Origin of the sequence: Ramlibacter sp. MMS24-I3-19, assembly GCF_050320135.1 — a bacterium.
Lineage (GTDB): Bacteria > Pseudomonadota > Gammaproteobacteria > Burkholderiales > Burkholderiaceae_C > Ramlibacter.
Window position 1 is genome coordinate 1,788,518 of sequence record NZ_CP190017.1, and the last position, 16,350, is coordinate 1,804,867.

14 protein-coding genes and 1 pseudogene are annotated in these 16,350 nt (G+C 69.6%); 6 read left to right on the plus strand and 9 right to left on the minus strand.

Annotated elements, in window-relative coordinates:
- The first annotated feature begins 172 nt into the window (after positions 1-172).
- A complete protein-coding gene (locus ACPWT1_RS08945) occupies positions 173-514 on the plus strand; it encodes a hypothetical protein (protein ID WP_427915024.1) in 342 nt (113 codons plus the stop codon).
- Positions 515-583: 69 nt separating this feature from the next.
- Here the strand turns inward: ACPWT1_RS08945 and ACPWT1_RS08950 are convergent, their stop codons facing one another.
- From ACPWT1_RS08950 to ACPWT1_RS08965, 4 genes are all read right to left on the minus strand, one after another.
- On the minus strand, positions 584-724 hold the full coding sequence (locus tag ACPWT1_RS08950) for a hypothetical protein (protein WP_427915025.1): 141 nt from the start codon (positions 722-724) through the stop codon (positions 584-586).
- Positions 725-755: 31 nt separating this feature from the next.
- Positions 756-1,700 carry a M48 family metalloprotease gene (locus tag ACPWT1_RS08955; RefSeq protein WP_427915026.1) on the minus strand — a complete coding sequence of 315 codons (945 nt, stop codon included), beginning with the start codon at positions 1,698-1,700 and terminating at the stop codon, positions 756-758.
- Positions 1,697-2,296 carry an SH3 domain-containing protein gene (locus ACPWT1_RS08960; RefSeq protein WP_427915027.1) on the minus strand — a complete coding sequence of 200 codons (600 nt, stop codon included), beginning with the start codon at positions 2,294-2,296 and terminating at the stop codon, positions 1,697-1,699. The genes ACPWT1_RS08955 and ACPWT1_RS08960 overlap by 4 nt, the downstream gene beginning before the upstream one ends.
- An 80-nt stretch (positions 2,297-2,376) precedes the next feature.
- A complete protein-coding gene (locus ACPWT1_RS08965) occupies positions 2,377-3,279 on the minus strand; it encodes a DMT family transporter (RefSeq protein ID WP_427915028.1) in 903 nt (300 codons plus the stop codon).
- A gap of 104 nt (positions 3,280-3,383) precedes the next feature.
- Between ACPWT1_RS08965 and ACPWT1_RS08970 the strand changes: the two genes are divergently transcribed.
- The 3 genes from ACPWT1_RS08970 to ACPWT1_RS08980 all read left to right on the plus strand — a co-directional run bounded on the left by ACPWT1_RS08970 (position 3,384) and on the right by ACPWT1_RS08980 (position 5,686).
- Positions 3,384-4,367, plus strand: coding sequence for a quinone oxidoreductase family protein (locus ACPWT1_RS08970; protein ID WP_427915029.1), 984 nt, complete (start codon positions 3,384-3,386; stop codon positions 4,365-4,367).
- Positions 4,364-5,170, plus strand: coding sequence for an NUDIX domain-containing protein (locus ACPWT1_RS08975; protein ID WP_427915030.1), 807 nt, complete (start codon positions 4,364-4,366; stop codon positions 5,168-5,170). Before ACPWT1_RS08970 ends, ACPWT1_RS08975 begins: the two co-directional genes overlap by 4 nt.
- Positions 5,171-5,299: 129 nt before the next feature.
- Positions 5,300-5,686, plus strand: coding sequence for a response regulator (locus tag ACPWT1_RS08980; protein WP_427915031.1), 387 nt, complete (start codon positions 5,300-5,302; stop codon positions 5,684-5,686).
- Here the strand turns inward: ACPWT1_RS08980 and ACPWT1_RS08985 are convergent.
- From ACPWT1_RS08985 to ACPWT1_RS09000, 4 genes and pseudogenes are all read right to left on the minus strand, one after another.
- Positions 5,687-7,386, minus strand: a pseudogene (locus ACPWT1_RS08985) (Na/Pi cotransporter family protein).
- Positions 7,387-7,431: 45 nt separating this feature from the next.
- Positions 7,432-7,941, minus strand: a complete 510-nt coding sequence (lspA, locus tag ACPWT1_RS08990; RefSeq protein WP_427915032.1) for a signal peptidase II — start codon at positions 7,939-7,941, stop codon at positions 7,432-7,434.
- Positions 7,941-10,793, minus strand: coding sequence for an isoleucine--tRNA ligase (gene ileS, locus ACPWT1_RS08995; RefSeq protein WP_427915033.1), 2,853 nt, complete (start codon positions 10,791-10,793; stop codon positions 7,941-7,943). The genes lspA and ileS overlap by 1 nt, the downstream gene beginning before the upstream one ends.
- Before the next feature lie 155 nt (positions 10,794-10,948).
- On the minus strand, positions 10,949-11,947 hold the full coding sequence (locus ACPWT1_RS09000) for a bifunctional riboflavin kinase/FAD synthetase (RefSeq protein WP_427915034.1): 999 nt from the start codon (positions 11,945-11,947) through the stop codon (positions 10,949-10,951).
- Positions 11,948-12,091: 144 nt separating this feature from the next.
- Here ACPWT1_RS09000 and ACPWT1_RS09005 point away from each other — a divergent pair, with 144 nt between their 5' ends.
- Positions 12,092-12,649, plus strand: a complete 558-nt coding sequence (locus ACPWT1_RS09005) for an HNH endonuclease (protein ID WP_427915035.1) — start codon at positions 12,092-12,094, stop codon at positions 12,647-12,649.
- 150 nt (positions 12,650-12,799) lie between these two features.
- Here the strand turns inward: ACPWT1_RS09005 and ACPWT1_RS09010 are convergent, their stop codons facing one another.
- On the minus strand, positions 12,800-14,203 hold the full coding sequence (locus tag ACPWT1_RS09010) for an alpha/beta fold hydrolase (RefSeq protein ID WP_427915036.1): 1,404 nt from the start codon (positions 14,201-14,203) through the stop codon (positions 12,800-12,802).
- A gap of 178 nt (positions 14,204-14,381) precedes the next feature.
- On the opposite strand from ACPWT1_RS09010, the gene ACPWT1_RS09015 reads away from it, so the two are divergent.
- Positions 14,382-16,334, plus strand: coding sequence for a hypothetical protein (locus tag ACPWT1_RS09015; RefSeq protein ID WP_427915037.1), 1,953 nt, complete (start codon positions 14,382-14,384; stop codon positions 16,332-16,334).
- Positions 16,335-16,350 lie beyond the last annotated feature (16 nt).

Sequence of the window (16,350 nt, forward strand, 5' to 3'; positions counted from 1 at the left end):
GATACGAGAGGGCCCTGTTGCTGCCGTGTAAAGCCGAGGCGGCCCACCGGTGCCTGCCCAGTCGACTTCCGACGACATCGATGGTCGCGGACTGTCCGGCAGACTGCCTGCTCGCGTTGCGCCGAAATGGACGTGCGCCCGACGTGGGCGCGCATTCGAGAAGGACGCACACATGCAGGCGGATCAATTGAAGGAGCGGATCAACCGCATCGAGGAATGCGCGGACGAAGCCAAGCGGGCAGTCCAGGCAGGCTCGGTGCCCGAGCCGTTGCGGCAGGCGGTCGACCAGCTGCACCAGCAGGCGCGCCAGGCCAAGCAGCAGGCCGGTGGGCAGCAGCAGGGCCAGCAAGGCCAGCAGGGGCTCGAGCAGGCCGTGGTGCAGATGGAGCAGACCGGCGACCGGGCGATGCAGGCCTGCCGCAGCGCCGGCAACGTCGACCCGCAGGCCCAGCAGGCCGTGCAGCGCGCGCACGACGAGATCTCCAGCCTGAAGAAGCAGATCCAGATGGGATAGGGCGCTTGCCGCGCCCCCGGGGCGCCCGGCCCCGTGAATGACGCCCGCGCTCCGACGCGGGCGTTGCGCTTACTTGTTCTTCAACTTGCCCTTGGGCAGCACGGTCGTCACCGGCGGGGTCGGCCGGTCGGAGAAGCTCTCCTTCGGCGGCGCCGTGTCCTTCTTCGGCTTCTTCGCCATCTTGTTGCTGCGCTGGTCGCCTTTGGCCATGGTGTTGCTCCTTCGTGGTTGATTGGGTGGGTCAGCGCTTCTGCGCGAGACGCTGGTCGATGCGCACCGAAGGCTTGCCCGCGAGCGCGTCGAGGCGATGGCCCATGGACTGTTCGAGCAGGTCCAGCCGCTGCTGTGCCGGCGGATGCGTCGACAGCGACAGCGCGAACAGCGGATTGTCCGGCGACTGCGATCGCAGCTGCTGCAGCACGCCCGGAAGTCCATAGGGATCGAAGCCCGCATGGGCGGCGAGGGCCACGCCGCGGCGGTCGGCCTCGAACTCGTCGCCCTGGTCGAGGCCGCTCGAGTACAGGCTGCGACCGAGCAACAGAACCTGCTGCGACACCAGGCCGCCGACGGCATTGCTGGTGCGGATCTGCGAGCCGAGGAACTGGGTGGCGAGGCCCGCGCGCGCCTTGGTGCGCAGCGCGTTCAGGTGGTGGCGCTCGGTGACGTGAGTGACCTCGTGCGCGAGGATGCCGGCGAGTTCGGCCTCGTCGACACGGTCCACCAGGCCCTTGGTGACGAACACGAAACCACCGGGCGCGGCGAACGCGTTGAAGCCGGGATCGTCCAGCACCGCGAACGTCCAGGGCAGCAGCGGGCGCGCCGACTGCAGGCTGATCCAGCGGCCCAGCTGGTTGACGTAGCGCTGCAGGGGCGCGTCGGCCAGCAGCGGCTTGCTGCCCAGGAGCACCGCGGCCAGCTGGCGGCCGATCTCGATCTCCTTCGTCTCGTCGATCTCGCCCTGCGACTGCGCCAGCAGCGAGAACAGGTCGCCCCCCGTCGCTTGCGTGGCTTGCGTCGGCGCAACGGCCTGGGTGGGGCCGCCAGGGATCAGGTTGCCCAGCACGTTCGACGCGCCGGGCTGGCCGAGGATGGAATTGAGCGTGCCGCCGAACCCCTTGGTTTGCGCGAAGGCCCCTGGTGCTGCGAGAGCGGCCGCGAGCGTGGCGGCGATCAGGAGGCGCTTCATTGCGGGTTCCCCGGCACGTTGCTGGTCGTGGAGGCCGCGGGCACGCGCGAGGGCTCCGGCAGGGGCTCGACGCTCACCGGCGTGAGCTGCGCGCGGCGGGCGAACTGGCGCGCGTCGTTGTCGCTCTGGCGCAGGGCCTCCATGCGGGCGACAGCCTGCTCGTCGGGCTGGGCCTGCGCCAGGTCTTCGGCCCCGAGGCCGCGGATGCCGATGGTCGACGTCGACGTCGTGGTGCGCTGGGCGGCCGGCTTGCTGAACAGGCTGGTCACGCTGCGGAAGGCGCCGGCCACCGCGCCACTGCCGTTCCCGCTGCCGGTCGCCGGGCCGACGTCGAAGAGGTGCAGCCAGCCCGCGGTGCCTTCGGCGGTCCGAACCCGCACCCACGCACCCTTGCGTTCGCCTGTGCGCGTCACGGCCGTGTCGGCGGCCAGTGGTGCGAGCACGCGGCCGGTGTCGCCCGGTGTCTCGCGCAGTTCGCTGCCGCGCCTGACGACGGCGGCTTCCTCCTCGGCCCGTGCCGGTCCCGGCAGGGCACTGGCCACCAGCAGCGCGGCGATCCAGGCGCTGCCGGCACCACGAAAGAACCGTTGAAGCATCGCTCCTCCAGGGAACTCGACAATGGCCCGATTCTAGGGAGCGGCGCTGCGGGAGCCCATGCTCCCGGGTGTCCCGAGGCTCAGGCGCGTCGCGAGGTGACGACGATGCCGCCGACGATCAGCGCGAACGCGATCGCGTGGAATGCACGTGGCGCCTCGCCCAGGAACGCGGTCGACAGCACGGCTGCGAAGAGCGGCGTGAGGTTGCTGAAGAAGCTCGCGATGTTGGGGCCGGCGCGTTGCACGCCCAGGCCCCAGCAGCGGTAGGCGACGATCGCCGGCCCGATCGCGATGTAGGTGAGCGCCAGGAGCACGGGCCAACCCCAGGCGATGTGCTGCGGCGCCGCCGCCCACTCGCCGGCCGCGAACAGGCCCGACCACGCGACGCCGAACACCATCTGCGCGGCGAGGAACGCCGCCCAGTCGCCCCGGATCTCGGCCGGGTCGCCGGGGCGCACCAGCAGCCAGCTGTAAAGCGCCCAGGCCGCCGTGGCGACCAGCACGAAGAAGTCGCCGGGCACCAGCCGCACCTGCAGCAGCACGTCCCAGTCGCCGCGGCTCAGGACCACCAGCACGCCGGCGATCGACAGCAACGCACCGACGACGTGCCGCAGCGTGAGGCGCTGTCCGAAGAACAGCACGCCGAAGCCCAGCATCCAGGCCGGCATGCTGGCGGCCACCAGCGTCACGTTCAGCGGCGTCGACGTCTTGAGCGCGAGGTACTGCAGGGCGTTGTAGCAGCCCACGCCCAGCAGGCCGAGGACGGTGAAGCGCCGCCACCGAGGCCAGAGCGGACTGCCGGGGCGCAGCAGCCACGCGGTCGAGGGCAGCAGCAGCACGAACGCGATGGCCCAGCGCAGGAAGTTCAGCGTCATCGGCGGCACCTGGCCGGCCATCAGGCGGCCGGTGACCGCATTGCCAGCCCACAGCAGCGGCGAGATGGTGAGCAGGACGGCGGTGGCGGGCGTGAGGCGCTGTTGCATGGCGCCGCCACTGTAGCGGCGCGCGCGTGCCGGCCGCGTCCGGCGCCGCCGGGCCGTTCGTGGCACGATGGCGCCCGCCTTTTTCCAGCCGACAGGAGACACCCATGAGCAGAGCCGTCCAGATCGACCAGCACGGCGGTCCCGAGCAGATGAAGATCGTCGACGTGCAGGTCGGCGAGCCCGGTCCCGGCCAGATCCGCATCCGCCACAAGGCCGTGGGCCTGAACTTCATCGACGTCTACCAGCGCACCGGCCTGTACCAGCTGCCGATGCCGGTGCGCCTGGGCATGGAAGGCTCGGGGATCATCGAAGCCGTCGGTCCCGGTGTCACGCACCTGAAAGTGGGCGACCGCGCGGCGTACGCGAGCCATCCGCCCGGCAGCTACTGCGAGGTGCGCGTGATGCCGGCCACCACGGTGTGCAAGCTGCCCGATGCGATCGACTTCGACACCGGCGCGGCCATGATGCTCAAGGGCCTGACGGCGGAGTACCTGCTCAAGCGCACGCTGCCGCAGGGCGGCCTCAAGGCCGGCGACCATGTCCTGTTCCACGCGGCGGCCGGCGGCGTCGGCCTGATCGCCACCCAGTGGGCCAAGGTGCTCGGATTGCAGTTGATCGGTACCGCGGGCTCGGACGCCAAGTGCCAACTGGCCAGGGAGATGGGCGCCGCCCACGTGATCAACTACGCGAAGGAAGACTTCCTCGCGCGGGTCAAGGAGATCACCGGCGGCAAGGGCGTGAAGGTGGTCTACGACTCGGTGGGCAAGGACACCTGGGACAAGTCGCTCGACTGCCTGCAGCCGTTCGGCCTGATGGCCAGCTTCGGCAATGCCTCCGGCCCGGTGCCGCCGTTCGCACCAGGCATCCTCGGCGCCAAGGGCTCGCTGTACGTGACGCGCCAGACCCTCTTCACGCACATGGCCACGCGCGAGAGCACTCAGGCCATGGCCGACGACCTGTTCGACGTCGTCGCCAGCGGCAAGGTGAAGATCCGCATCGACCAGCGCTATCCGCTGGAGCAGGTGCAGCAGGCCCATCGCGACCTGGAAGCGCGCAAGACGACGGGCTGCACCATCCTGACCCTGTGAGGGCCGGGCTGGAGCCGCTGCCTCCCGAGTGGCGGGCCACGCTGCGGGCGCGACTGGTGCAGCCACCCGCGCGCCCGCGCGTGGGCCTCTGGTGGCAGGACGCGGCGTTCGGGTCCGTGGAGTCGGCGTTCGTCGCGCGCCTGCATGCGGCAATGCCCGCCACACGCCAGTTGCTGCGGGCGGCCGACGAAGGCTTCCGCCTCCATGCCGACGTCCTCACGCCGGCGCTCGCGCAACTCGCGACGTCCTTGCGCGAGGCCGGGCTGGCGCATGTCTGGCGCGATGAGCAACTGCCCGTCACCGCGGCTGACGGTCGCCTGCTGGGCACGATCGAGCGCGCGGTGGTGCGGCCGCTGGGCGTCGCGACGCGTGCCGTGCACCTGGTCGGCTGGACGCCCGACGGCCGCCAGTGGGTACAGCAGCGCTCGCACACGAAGGCGAACGATCCCGGCCAGTGGGACACCCTGATGGGAGGCATGGTCCCCGCGAGTGACTCGCTCGAGCAGGCGCTGGCGCGCGAGACCTGGGAGGAGGCCGGGCTGCGGCTGGAGCAGCTGCAGGACCTGCGCTGGGGTGGACAGGTGCACACCGCCCGCCCGGCCGGCATCGACGGCGGCTACGTGCGCGAGGTGATCGACTGGTATCGCTGCACGGTGCCGGTCGGCCTGGAGCCGATCAACCAGGATGGCGAGGTCCAGCAGTTCCGGGCCATGTCGCCCACCGAGTCGCGCCAGCGCCTTCTCGCCGGCGACTTCACCCTGGAGGCCGCGGGCGTGATGGCGGCCGACGCCACCGGCATGTGAACGGGCGCTGACCGCGCTCTCCTACAGAGGCGCGGCAGCATCGCTTGCACTCGGGCTGCCGGACCGTGGGTACATTGAACCCATCGAAGCGGCCGTGCCATTCCAGGCCGCGCCCGACGGAGCACTGAATTGGCCTTGCGCGCCTACATCGTCGAAGACAGCCCGACCATCCGCGAGAACCTCATCGAAACGCTGCACGAGCTGGCGGAGGTCGACGCCGTCGGGCTGGCGGACACCGAGCGCGAGGGCAAGGCCTGGCTGGCGCAGCATCCGGACGAGTGGGACGTCGCCGTGGTCGACCTGTTCCTGCGCGAAGGCAGCGGACTGGGCGTGGTGGAGTCGTGCCGCAGCCGCCGGCGCGGCCAGAAGGTCATCGTGCTGAGCAACCACGCCACCTCGGACATGCGGCGCCGCTGCGCGCAGCTGGGTGCCGACGCCGTGTTCGACAAGTCGACCGAGATCGACGCGCTGCTGGACTACTGCGTCAAGGCGCGCGGCGAACTCGAAGCCGCCTGATCACTGCGCTTCGCGCGGCTGCTGCGTTACCGCCACTGACCCGCGATCCGCTTCGCCCGTGAGCACGTCCGCACGCAGCCGGCTGGGTGCCAGCGCGCCGGCCGACTCCAGGATCGGGTAGGCGATCGAGCAGATGTGCGAGTTGATGCGCTTCAGGTCGCTGATCAGGTCGATGTGCAGCGAGCTCGTCTCGATGCTCTGCACGGTGTTGCCCGACAGCCGCTGGAGGTGGCTGGCCGCGTAGGCGTGCTCCAGGTCGCGGAAGCGCGCCTTCTCCTCCAGCAGCCGCTGCGCGTCGCGCACCGAGCCGTTGAGGAACACGCTCATGCCCAGCCGCAGGTTGTCCAGCAGCCGCGCATGCAGCTCGCAGATCTCGGCCATGCCGGCGTCCGAGAAGCTGCGGCCCTTGCGGATCTTCTTGTCCTCGATGTCGATCAGCACCCGCTCGATGGTGTCGCCGATCTGCTCCATGTTGATCGTGAAGCTGATGATGTCGGTCCAGCGCCGGCTCTCCGCCTCACCCAGCGCCTCGCGCGAGATCTTGGTGAGGTAGTACTTGATCGCCGAATAGAGCTCGTCGACCGTGTCGTCCAGCTTGCGCAGTTCCTCGGCCAGCCGCAGGTCGTTGGTACGGATCACGGCCAGGATGCCCACCAGCATGGTCTCGACCACGTCGGCCTGGTGCAGCGCCTCGCGGCCGCGCAGGAGATGGCCAGCGATGGCGTCTCCAGCGCCGACGGATCCAGGTGCCGCGGCCGCGCGCCGGGTCGCTGCGCCGGCCGCGGCAGGACGTCGAGCACGAGGCGCGCCACCGGCTTGGTGATGGCCAGGAACAGCACGCCCATGCCGACGTTGAAGGCCAGGTGGAACATCACGACCGTGCCTGCGTCGCTGCCGACCAGGGGGCGCGCGTGCTGCATCCAGAGGTCGATGAAGGGGGCGGCGATCAGCACGCCCAGGGCCTTGAAAGCGAGATTCCCGAGTGGCACGTGCCGGACCTCGACCGCTGAATTGGCGGTGGTGGCCACGCCCAGCAATCCGCTGCCGAGGTTGGCCCCGAGCACCATGGCGAGCGCCATGTCCACCGGCACGATGCTGCTGGCCGCCAGCGCCGCCACCAGCAGCACGACCGCCAGGCTGGAGTACGACAGCAGCGCGAGGCCGGCACCCACGAACAGCTCCAGAAGCAGGTCGCGGTTGGTCGACGTGAGCAGGGCCTGCACCACCGGCGACTGCACCATGATGCGGGTCGATTCGGAGACCAGCCGCAGTGCCAGCAGCATCAGGCCCAGCCCGATCAGCACACGGCCGAAGCGCCCTGGGTTGGTGGACGGCTTGCCGATGTACAGCACCACGCCGACGAAGATCAGCAGCGGCGAGAGCCACGACAGGTCGAACGAGAACACCACCGCCACCAGGCTGGTGCCGATGTCGGCGCCCAGCATCACGGCCAGCGCGAGCGGCAGCGTGATCAGGCCCTGGCCGACGAACGACGAGACGATGAGGGCCGTGGCCGTGCTCGACTGCAGCAGGGCGGTGATGCCGATGCCGGAGAGCGCGGCGGTCACCCGGTTGCCGATGCTGCGCGCCAGGACGTGCCGCAGGTTGGCGCCGAACACCCGCAGGATGCCCGCGCGCACGAGGTGGGTGCCCCACACCAGCAGCGCGATGGCCGCCAGCAGGTTGAGCAGATGCTTCATGCTTGAAGCATCATCATAGGCCGGACAGCGCGGCCGTAGGGGCGATCAGCGGCTGCGACGCACCCGCAACAGCTCGTCCAGCACCAGCCCGATCGCGCCGATCGTGATGGCCGCGTCGGCCACGTTGAAGGCCGGGAAGTACCACTGGTTGCGCCAGTGGAACTGCAGGAAGTCGACCACGTAGCCGTGCATCAGGCGGTCGACCAGGTTGCCCACCGCGCCACCCAGGATGCACGCGAGCGAGAAGCAGAACAGTCGCTGGCCCGCATGGCTGCGCAGCAGCCACAGGATGAACCCGACCGCGGCCACCGCGATGCCGGTGAACAGCCAGCGCTGCCAGCCCGAGGCGTCCGCCAGGAACGAGAACGCGGCGCCCGTGTTGTGCGCGCGGACCACGTTGAAGAAGCTGGTGACGTAGGTCGACTCGCCGAGCTTGAAGTAGCCCAGGATCAGCACCTTGGTGAACTGGTCGGCGATGACCAGGATCAGGGCCAGGCCCAGCCAGGGCAGAAGCCCGGCCGAGAGGGGGGCGGAGGAGGTGGCGGTGCGGGCCATCAGGCGTGCACCCGCTTTTCGCCGGGGCCGTACAGGTTGCTCACGCAGCGGCCGCAGATCTCCGGATGCGCCGGATCGCTGCCGACGTCGGCGCGCCAGTGCCAGCAGCGTTCGCACTTGGGATCGGCCGACGGTGTCGCGGCGATCGCGAGTCCGGCCGCTTCGCGCAGTGCGATGGCCGACGTGATGAAGACGAACTTCAGGTCGTCGCCCAGGCTGGCCAGCAGCGCATGGTCGTCCGCCGGCGCGTCGACCGCGAGGTTGGCCTGCAGCGAGGAGCCGATGCGGCCCTCGGCGCGCACGGCCTCGATCTCCTTGTTGGCGGCGTCGCGGATCTCGCGGATGCGGTTCCACTTGGCGAGCAGCGCCTCGTCGGGGCCGCCAATCTCGGCGTACTCCTCCAGGAAGATCGATTCGGAATCGCCGAACACCTGCCATGCCTCCTCGGCGGTGAAGCTGAGGAAGGGCGCCATCCAGCGCAACATCGCGTGCGTGATGTTCCACAACGCGGTCTGCGCGCTGCGGCGCGCATGCGACTTGGGCGCCGTGGTGTACAGGCGGTCCTTGCAGATGTCGAGGTAGAACGCGCCCAGGTCCTCGGAGCAGTAGACCTGCAGCTTGGCCACGACGGGGTGGAACTCGTACACCTCGTAGTGCGCCAGCACCTCGGCCTGGAACTGCGCCGCACGGCTCATCGCGTAGCGGTCGATCTCGAGCATCTCGGCCAGCGGCACCGCGTCCTTCGCGGGATCGAAGTCGCTGACGTTGGCCAGCAGGAAGCGCAGCGTGTTGCGGATGCGGCGGTACGCATCGACCACGCGCGCCAGGATCTTGTCGTCGCCGGCGATGTCGCCCGAGTAGTCGGACGCGGTCACCCAGAGCCGGATGATCTCGGCGCCGAGCTTCTTCCAGGTTTCCTGCGGATCGACGCCGTTGCCCAGCGACTTGGACATCTTGCGGCCCTGGCTGTCGACCGTGAAGCCGTGCGTCAGCAGGCCGCGGTAGGGCGCGCGGCCGTACATCGCGCAGGCGGTGAGCAGCGAGGAGTGGAACCAGCCGCGGTGCTGGTCGTGCCCTTCGAGGTACAGGTCGGCCTCGGGGCCGTTCTCGTGCGCCGCGCCCTTATGCGATCCCTTGAGCACCGTCGTGTGCGTGGTGCCCGAGTCGAACCACACCTCCAGGATGTCCGTGCTCTTGGTGTACTGCGGCGCGTCGGCCGCCGCGCCCACCTTGCCAAGGATCTCCTCGGTCGTGGCCTTGCTCCAGGCCTCGATGCCACCGGCCTGCACCATGTCGGCGGCCAGGTCGAGGATCTCCATCGTCTTCGGATGAAGCTCGTGCGTGTCCTTGTGCAGGAAGAACGGCAGCGGCACGCCCCAGCTGCGCTGGCGCGAGATGCACCAGTCGGGGCGGCCCGCGATCATGTCGCGCAGGCGGGCCTTGCCGTTCTCGGGGAAGAAGCTCGTCTCCTCGATCGCGGCCAGCGCCATCTGGCGAAGGGTGGCTGGCGCCTTGTCTTTGGTGAACACGCCTTCGCCTTCGTCCATGCGGACGAACCACTGCGCCGCGGCGCGGTAGATCACCGGCGTCTTGTGGCGCCAGCAGTGCGGGTAGCTGTGCGTGATGCCATGGGTGGCGAAGAGGCGGCCGGCCTTCTCCAGCGCCTCCAGGATGTGGGGCACGGCCTTCCAGATGTTCTCGCCACCAAAGAGGGCGAAGTCGGCCGCGTAGCTGCCGTTGCCCTGCACGGGATTGAGGATGTCGTCGTAGGTCAGCCCGTGCGCCACGCAGCTGTTGAAGTCGTCGAGGCCGTAGGCGGGCGAGGAGTGGACGATGCCGGTGCCGTCATCGGCGGTCGCGTAGTCGGCCAGGTAGACCGGCGACAGGCGCTTGAACGCCGGGTGCACGTCGTACAGCGGATGACGGAACTGCAGCATGCCGAGCTTTTCGCCCTTGACCGTCGCCAGCACCGTGCCGCCCTGCAGGTGGAAGCGCTCGAGGCACTTCTCGACCAGCACCGAGGCCAGCAGCAGCAGGCCGCGCGAGGTGTCGACCAGCGAGTACTCGAGCTCGGGATTGAGGTTCAGCGCCTGGTTGGCCGGGATGGTCCACGCCGTGGTGGTCCAGATGACGGCGAAGATGTCCTTGCCGGCGGGCGCGCCCTGCAAGCCAAAGGCCCTGGCCACCGACTGCGGATCGTCGGCGAGGAAGCCCACGTCCAGCGTCTGCGACTTCTTGTCCGCGTACTCGATCTCGAACTCGGCCAGCGAGGAGCCGCAGTCGAAGCACCAGTACACGGGCTTGAGGCCGCGGTAGACGAAGCCGCGCTCGATGACGCGCTTGAACGCGCGGATCTCGTCGGCCTCGTTGCTGAAGTCCATCGTGCGGTACGGATGGTCCCAGTCGCCCAGCACGCCCAGCCGCTTGAAGTCGGCCATCTGCAGCGCGATCTGCTCGGTGGCGAACGCGCGGCTCTTCGCCTGCATCTCGTCGCGCGGCAGGTTGCGGCCGAACTTCTTCTCGATCGCGTTCTCGATCGGCAGCCCGTGGCAGTCCCAGCCCGGGATGTACGCCGCGTCCAGGCCCTTGAGCTGGCGCGACTTGACGATCATGTCCTTCAGGATCTTGTTGACCGCGTGGCCCATGTGGATCTGCCCGTTGGCATACGGCGGGCCGTCGTGCAGCACGAACTTCTCGCGCCCGTGGCGCGCATCGCGTAGGCGCTTGTAGAGGCCTTCCTCCTCCCACTGCTTCACCCAGCCGGGTTCACGCTTGGCCAGGTCGCCACGCATAGCGAACGGCGTGTCGGGCAGGTTGAGGGTGGCGCGGTAATCGGTTTTCTTGTCGGACATCGCTGGCTCGCTGGGGCCCTTCGGCGGGCCCGGGACATGTGCTTCGACAGGCTCAGCCCGAACGGAGCGGCGGTGACTCCAGGCAGGGCGATCGGCGGCAGCGGGATCCGTTCGCCCTGAGCTTGTCGAAGGGCAGCGACCGGAAGCTCCCGCTTCTAAATTCGATCGCGGGTGGTCTGGCGACGGGTGGCGGCGAACCAGGCGCGTGCTTCGTCGCAGTCGCGAGCGATGCCGGCCCGGAGCGCATCCAGGCTGTCGTACTTCAGCTCGTCGTGCAGTTTGTGCAGCAGGTCCACCTGGATGATTTTACCGTAGCCCCCCTGCAGGCCCAGCTGTTGCGGCCATTCGAGGCAATGCGTCTCCAACAGCACGCGGCCGCCGTTGGCGTCGCGAGGGTCCAGCGAGGGCCGGATGCCCAGGTTCGCGACACCGGGGACGGGCTCGTCCGCGAGGCCGTGCACCTGCACGACGAAGATGCCGCTGGCGGCCGACTTCCAGTGCGAGAAGCGGAGGTTCAACGTCGGGAAGCCCAGTTCGCGGCCGAGCTTGCGGCCGTGCACCACATGGCCGCTGATGCTGTAGTGCCGGCCCAGCAGGATGGCGGTCGATTCCATGTCGCCGCGCCCCAGCGCCTCGCGCACGGCCGAACTCGACACGCGCAGGTTGCGCACCTCGTAGCTGTTCATGCGCGCGACGTCGAAGCCATGCGCCTGGCCGGCCGCATCGAGCATCGCGTAGTCGCCCGCACGCTTCGCGCCGAAACGGAAGTCGTCGCCGACCAGCACGTACTTCGCGCCCAGGCCCTTGACCAGCACGTTGTCGATGAAGGCTTCGGGAACCTGGCTCGACAACCTGGCATCGAACGGAAGCACCACGCACTGCTCGACCCCGCATGCTTCCAGCTCGGTGAGCTTGTCGCGCAGGGTGGCGATGCGTGCCGGCGCCAGTTCGGGCCTGCGGGTCGCCTTGGCGAAGTAGTCGCGCGGATGGGGCTCGAAGGTCAGCACGCAGCTGGGCACGCCGCGATGCCGTGCCTCGCTGCTCAGCAAGGCCAGCATGGCCTGGTGCCCGCGGTGCACGCCGTCGAAGTTGCCGATGGTGACCGCGCAGGCGCTGGCGATGCCCGGGTGGTGGAAGCCGCGGAAGATCTGCATGGGGCTGGTGGCCGGCCGGTATCGATTTGATAGCAACGCGCGCTGATGCGCAGAGCGCGGCGCGGCGAAATGTCACGTGAATCGGGGTATATTGTGCTTGCTGTTCCGTTCCCCGTTGGCCCTGGTTGTCAGAAGGAGCGTTCGTTGAAGGTCTTGAAGCTGTCCGCTCAGGGACTGCCCCAGTCCTGGATCTCGCTGGAGCAGGCCGTGCTGCACTACGCCGCCGATGAGGTGCGCTGGGAAGTGGGCGCGCAGGTCGCGGTCTTCCGCGGCGGCCACAACGCCATCACCGGCCAGCAGTCGGTGGTCGAGATCAGCAGCATCATCGGCACCAAGGGCGTGCCGAACATCAACCCCTTCGACCTCAAGCCCGGTCTCACCAACGCCAAGCTGTTCGCCCGCGATCGCAACGTCTGCGCCTACTGCGGCACGGTGCACCGCGACGACGAACTGACCCGCGAACACATCATCCCGTTCGCGCAGAACGGCAAGGACCACTGGATGAACGTGGTCACGGCCTGCCGGGCCTGCAACCACCGCAAGAGCAACCGCACCCCCGAGCAGGCCCACATGCCGCTGCTGTACGCGCCGTATGTGCCAAGCCTCTGGGAGGACTTCATCCTGCGCAACCGCCGCATCCTGGCGGACCAGATGGAGTTCCTCATGGCTCATTTGCCGAAGACTTCGCGGCTTCACGCTTGACGCGTGAAGGCGCTTTCGCCTTCGGCGCGAGCCTGCGGCGCTTCAGGAACCCCCTCACCCCAGCCCGACCCCTCGCGCGCTTCGCTTGCTCTCCCCCGAGGGGGAGAAGGGGCAGATCGCTGGGGTGCAGGCTGCCTGCTCGACGCCAGCTCAGTAGGTCAGTTCCAGAACGCTCACTTCGCCCATCCACGGCGTTCCTGCGGTGCGCGCGCCGCTATCGGGCCAGGTGCGGCCGACGACGCGCTCGCCGTTGAACTCGGCGACGATGGGGCGCGCCGGGCCAGTGGGACGCACGCGCGAGGTCGCCACCCCGGCTCCGGGGAGGGCGCCGGGCGGCGGTGACTGGCCATCGAACGCCATGCGGTCGCGAGTCGGGTCGAGATAGCCGCGCGGCCGCGTCATGATCGCCACGGCCGGTGCTGCGCGATCCGCTTCGGGCAGGCGCTCGGGCCGCACGGTCACCAGCGAACTGGAACGCGGAAAGGGGCTGCGGTAGATGTGCGTGATGGCGTAGCCCGGCGCGGCCACCACGAACTCGTAGCGCGCATCCCGCGCGGCTGCCATCGGGCCCCACTGTCCGTCGGCGCCGATCGTCTGCGCATGCACGGCGCCGCCCAGCCGCTCGCCGGTGTTGCCGTCGATCGCATAGACCGTGAGCTGCGCGCCCGGCAGCGGCAGGTTGTTCGGGTAGGTGCCGGAGGCCGGATCGGTGGACGACAGCCCCAGGCCCGTGACCTTGCCGCGCAGCACCACGCGGTCCTCGGGCACGATGCCCGGCGCCGAAGGTGCACGGCCGGTGATGAAGCGGTGCATGGCATCGAAGGCGGCCGGCGAGAAGGCGGTCTCGCGATGGTCCACGCGCGGGATCACGACGTTCAGCGCGCCCTTGAGTTCCGGGCCCGCGAAGGTGACATGCGTCGGCTGCCCGCGCCGTCCGATCCACTGCCCGTCGGGCTGTGCGAACTTGTCGTTGCTGTCCGAGCGGATGGTCATCCACTTCACCGGCCCGACGACTTCGTCGCCCGCCGCGTCCTTGGGTGCGTTCAGCGCCTTCAGGAACGGTCCTGCGCCATTGAATTCAGCGCCGGGCAGGAAGGCGGGATCCGCCCAGACACCGTGGTTCGGCGTGCCGCCCAGGATCACGTGGCTGACCTTGGCCGCGCCGCCCCCGTTCTGGATGTAGTTGCGCACCGCGTAGCCGCCCCGCGAGTTCGCGATCAGCACCACCTGCTTCGCACCCGTCGCGGCGAGGAACTCGTCGACTTCGGCCTTCAATGCGCCCATGTGTTCCTCGGCCGACGTGCGACCGGGTTGCGGCTTCGCATCGTCGTCGCGAGCGGTGGGGTAGGGCACGTCGATCGCCAGCAGCCGGTCGCGCGGCCAGCCGTTGGACTCGAACCGCCACAGGGTCGTGAGCCAGATGGAGGCGCTGTCGCCATTGCCATGGACGAACACGATGGGCGGCTTGTCCTGCAGCGAAGGCGTGGTCGTGGCGCACGCGGCCAGCAGCGCCGCGGCGGCGCCGGCGCCCAGCAGTTCACGTCGGGTGGTCAAGGTCGGTGTCTCCTCGTTGTCGGATGTGGTGCGGATGCCGCGACGGCCGGCGCATTGTGCATGCCGCCCGTCGGCCAACCGTTGAACATGCCACACATCCGGCAAGCACGGCATTGCACACGGGTTGCACTCCAGGGGGGAAGTGCAAATCATCGTTGCAAACAGAGGAGGGCCGGAGATGCCTGACAACAACCTGGGGAGCCCGCAACCGGCTCGAACAAATGCGGTGTGGGTGCTGGTGGCGGTGTGCTACCTGCTCACGATGCTCGTGCTGCTGCCGTGGCAGCCGGGCATGCCCGCACCGACAGTCCAAGCATCGTGGAACGATGCGATCAACGTCGCGACCGCCAGCCACCTTCGCTTCGGCAAGGACCTGGTCGTCGACGTCGGGCCGCTGGCGTCGGCCTTGACGCACCAGTACTCGCCGGGCACCGACGCCCTCATGCTGGTGGCGTCCTGGCTGCTGTCGACGGGCGTGTTCCTCGGATTCGTCCTGCTCGCGATGCCGGGGCGCTCGACGGGGCTGCTGGTCATCGTCCCCCTGCTCCTGACCCAGTTCGCCGGGCGCGAGGCGCTCTTCGCGGTGCTGCCCCTGATGCTGCTGCTCGCGGCCGAGAAGCACGAGTGGGCCAGGTGGCACCGGCCGCTGCTGTTCCTCGTGGCGGCCGCTTGCGCGCTGCTGCCCCTGGTCAAGGCGAGCCTGCTGTGGCCGGTGCTCCTGTGCACCCTGCTGGCCGTGCTGGCGCTGTGGGAACGCTCGCCGCGCGACGCGCTGGCCCTGGTGGTGATCGAACTGCTGGCGCTCCCCGCCGCCTGGGTGGCCGCAGGCCAGGCCGTCCCTGACCTGCCGCGGTACTTCCTGTCGCAGTGGACGCTGCTCGGCGGTGTCGCGGAGTCCAGCGCATCCGGGTTGCCGCTGGAGGACATGGCCGTGTACCTGGGCTCGGCCCTGTTGCTGCTGTGTGCGGCGCAGTCGGCTGCACCGCACCCACGCTGGCGCGTCACGGTCGCGACCGTCGCGATCCTGTTCTTCGGCTTCAGGGCGGGGTTCGTGCGCCATGACGCTTCCGCCCTGGTGGCCGCGGCGGCGCTCGTGCTGGTCGCCTTCCTGCTCGCGGCGCATCGCCTGACCATCGTCACCGCAGGGGGCCTGGCGGTCGCCGTGGCGGCCTGGGTGTCGATCGTGGGAAACCACGAGTCGGTCGATCCGATGGACCGGGTCGAGCGATTCACGCAGGTGGTCGTGCGCTCCCTCGACGGCCTCCAGATGCGTGTCCTCCAGCCCGACGGCATGCAGGCGCAGTTCCGCACGGCCCAGCAGGACATCGCGCGTCGGCAGCCGCTGCCGCACTTCGCCGGGACTGCGGATCTGTACCCGGCCGATGTCTCCGTGCTGCTGGCCAGCGGTGCCACCTGGGTGCCCCGGCCCGTGCCGCAAAGCCAGGCGGCCGCGACGCCGGCGTTGGCGACGCTGAACGAAGCGCACCTGCGATGGGCCGGGCCCGAGCGGCTGTACGTGGCGGTGGATCCGGCCGACCGCCACTACCCGGCCTTCGAGGACGGCCGCAGCTGGCCGGTCCTGCTGGCCCACTACGCGCCCGCTGGCATCGCGGGCAACTACGCCGTCTTCACGCGGCGCGCGACACCGGTGAAGGTGCAGGCCGGCGCGACGGTGTTCGATGGATCGGGGCACCTGGGAACGCCGTTCCGGCTTCCGGCTGCGGGGCCGCTGTGGGCCGAGATCGACGTTTCGCCGACCGTGCTCGGCCGGCTGGCCGGCCTGGTGTTCAAGCTGCCGCCACTGACGCTGGTGGTCCGTTATGCCGACGGCAGCCGCAAGACGTTCCGCTTCGTCCCCAGCATGGCGCGCGCCGGATTCCTGCTGTCGCCGACGGTGTCCAGCGCGCGCGACCTCGTCGCCTTGCAGTCCGCGCAATCCAAGGCGCTGTCGGGTGCGGCGACGCCGGTGTCGTTCGGCTTGCGCGGCAGCACCGCCACGCGGCTGTTGTGGAACGAGAGCTTCGACGTCCGGATCGCTGCCTTGCACGTCGACCCGGTGCCGGAGGCGGACGCGGTGCTGGCGAAAGCCGCCGAGGCACCGGCGGCGGCGACGCCAGCAACGTCGCACTGAGTCCCGGGACGCGCTC

Excerpts from the sequence above, each read along its gene's own strand:
- ACPWT1_RS08945 (WP_427915024.1), top strand. The coding sequence starts at position 173 with ATGCAGGCGGATCAATTGAAGGAGCGGATCAACCGCATCGAGGAATGC.
- ACPWT1_RS08950 (WP_427915025.1), bottom strand. The coding sequence starts at position 724 with ATGGCCAAAGGCGACCAGCGCAGCAACAAGATGGCGAAGAAGCCGAAG.
- ACPWT1_RS08955 (WP_427915026.1), bottom strand. The coding sequence starts at position 1,700 with ATGAAGCGCCTCCTGATCGCCGCCACGCTCGCGGCCGCTCTCGCAGCA.
- ACPWT1_RS08960 (WP_427915027.1), bottom strand. The coding sequence starts at position 2,296 with ATGCTTCAACGGTTCTTTCGTGGTGCCGGCAGCGCCTGGATCGCCGCG.
- ACPWT1_RS08965 (WP_427915028.1), bottom strand. The coding sequence starts at position 3,279 with ATGCAACAGCGCCTCACGCCCGCCACCGCCGTCCTGCTCACCATCTCG.
- ACPWT1_RS08970 (WP_427915029.1), top strand. The coding sequence starts at position 3,384 with ATGAGCAGAGCCGTCCAGATCGACCAGCACGGCGGTCCCGAGCAGATG.
- lspA (WP_427915032.1), bottom strand. The coding sequence starts at position 7,941 with ATGGCCCGCACCGCCACCTCCTCCGCCCCCCTCTCGGCCGGGCTTCTG.
- ileS (WP_427915033.1), bottom strand. The coding sequence starts at position 10,793 with ATGTCCGACAAGAAAACCGATTACCGCGCCACCCTCAACCTGCCCGAC.
- ACPWT1_RS09000 (WP_427915034.1), bottom strand. The coding sequence starts at position 11,947 with ATGCAGATCTTCCGCGGCTTCCACCACCCGGGCATCGCCAGCGCCTGC.
- ACPWT1_RS09015 (WP_427915037.1), top strand. The coding sequence starts at position 14,382 with ATGCCTGACAACAACCTGGGGAGCCCGCAACCGGCTCGAACAAATGCG.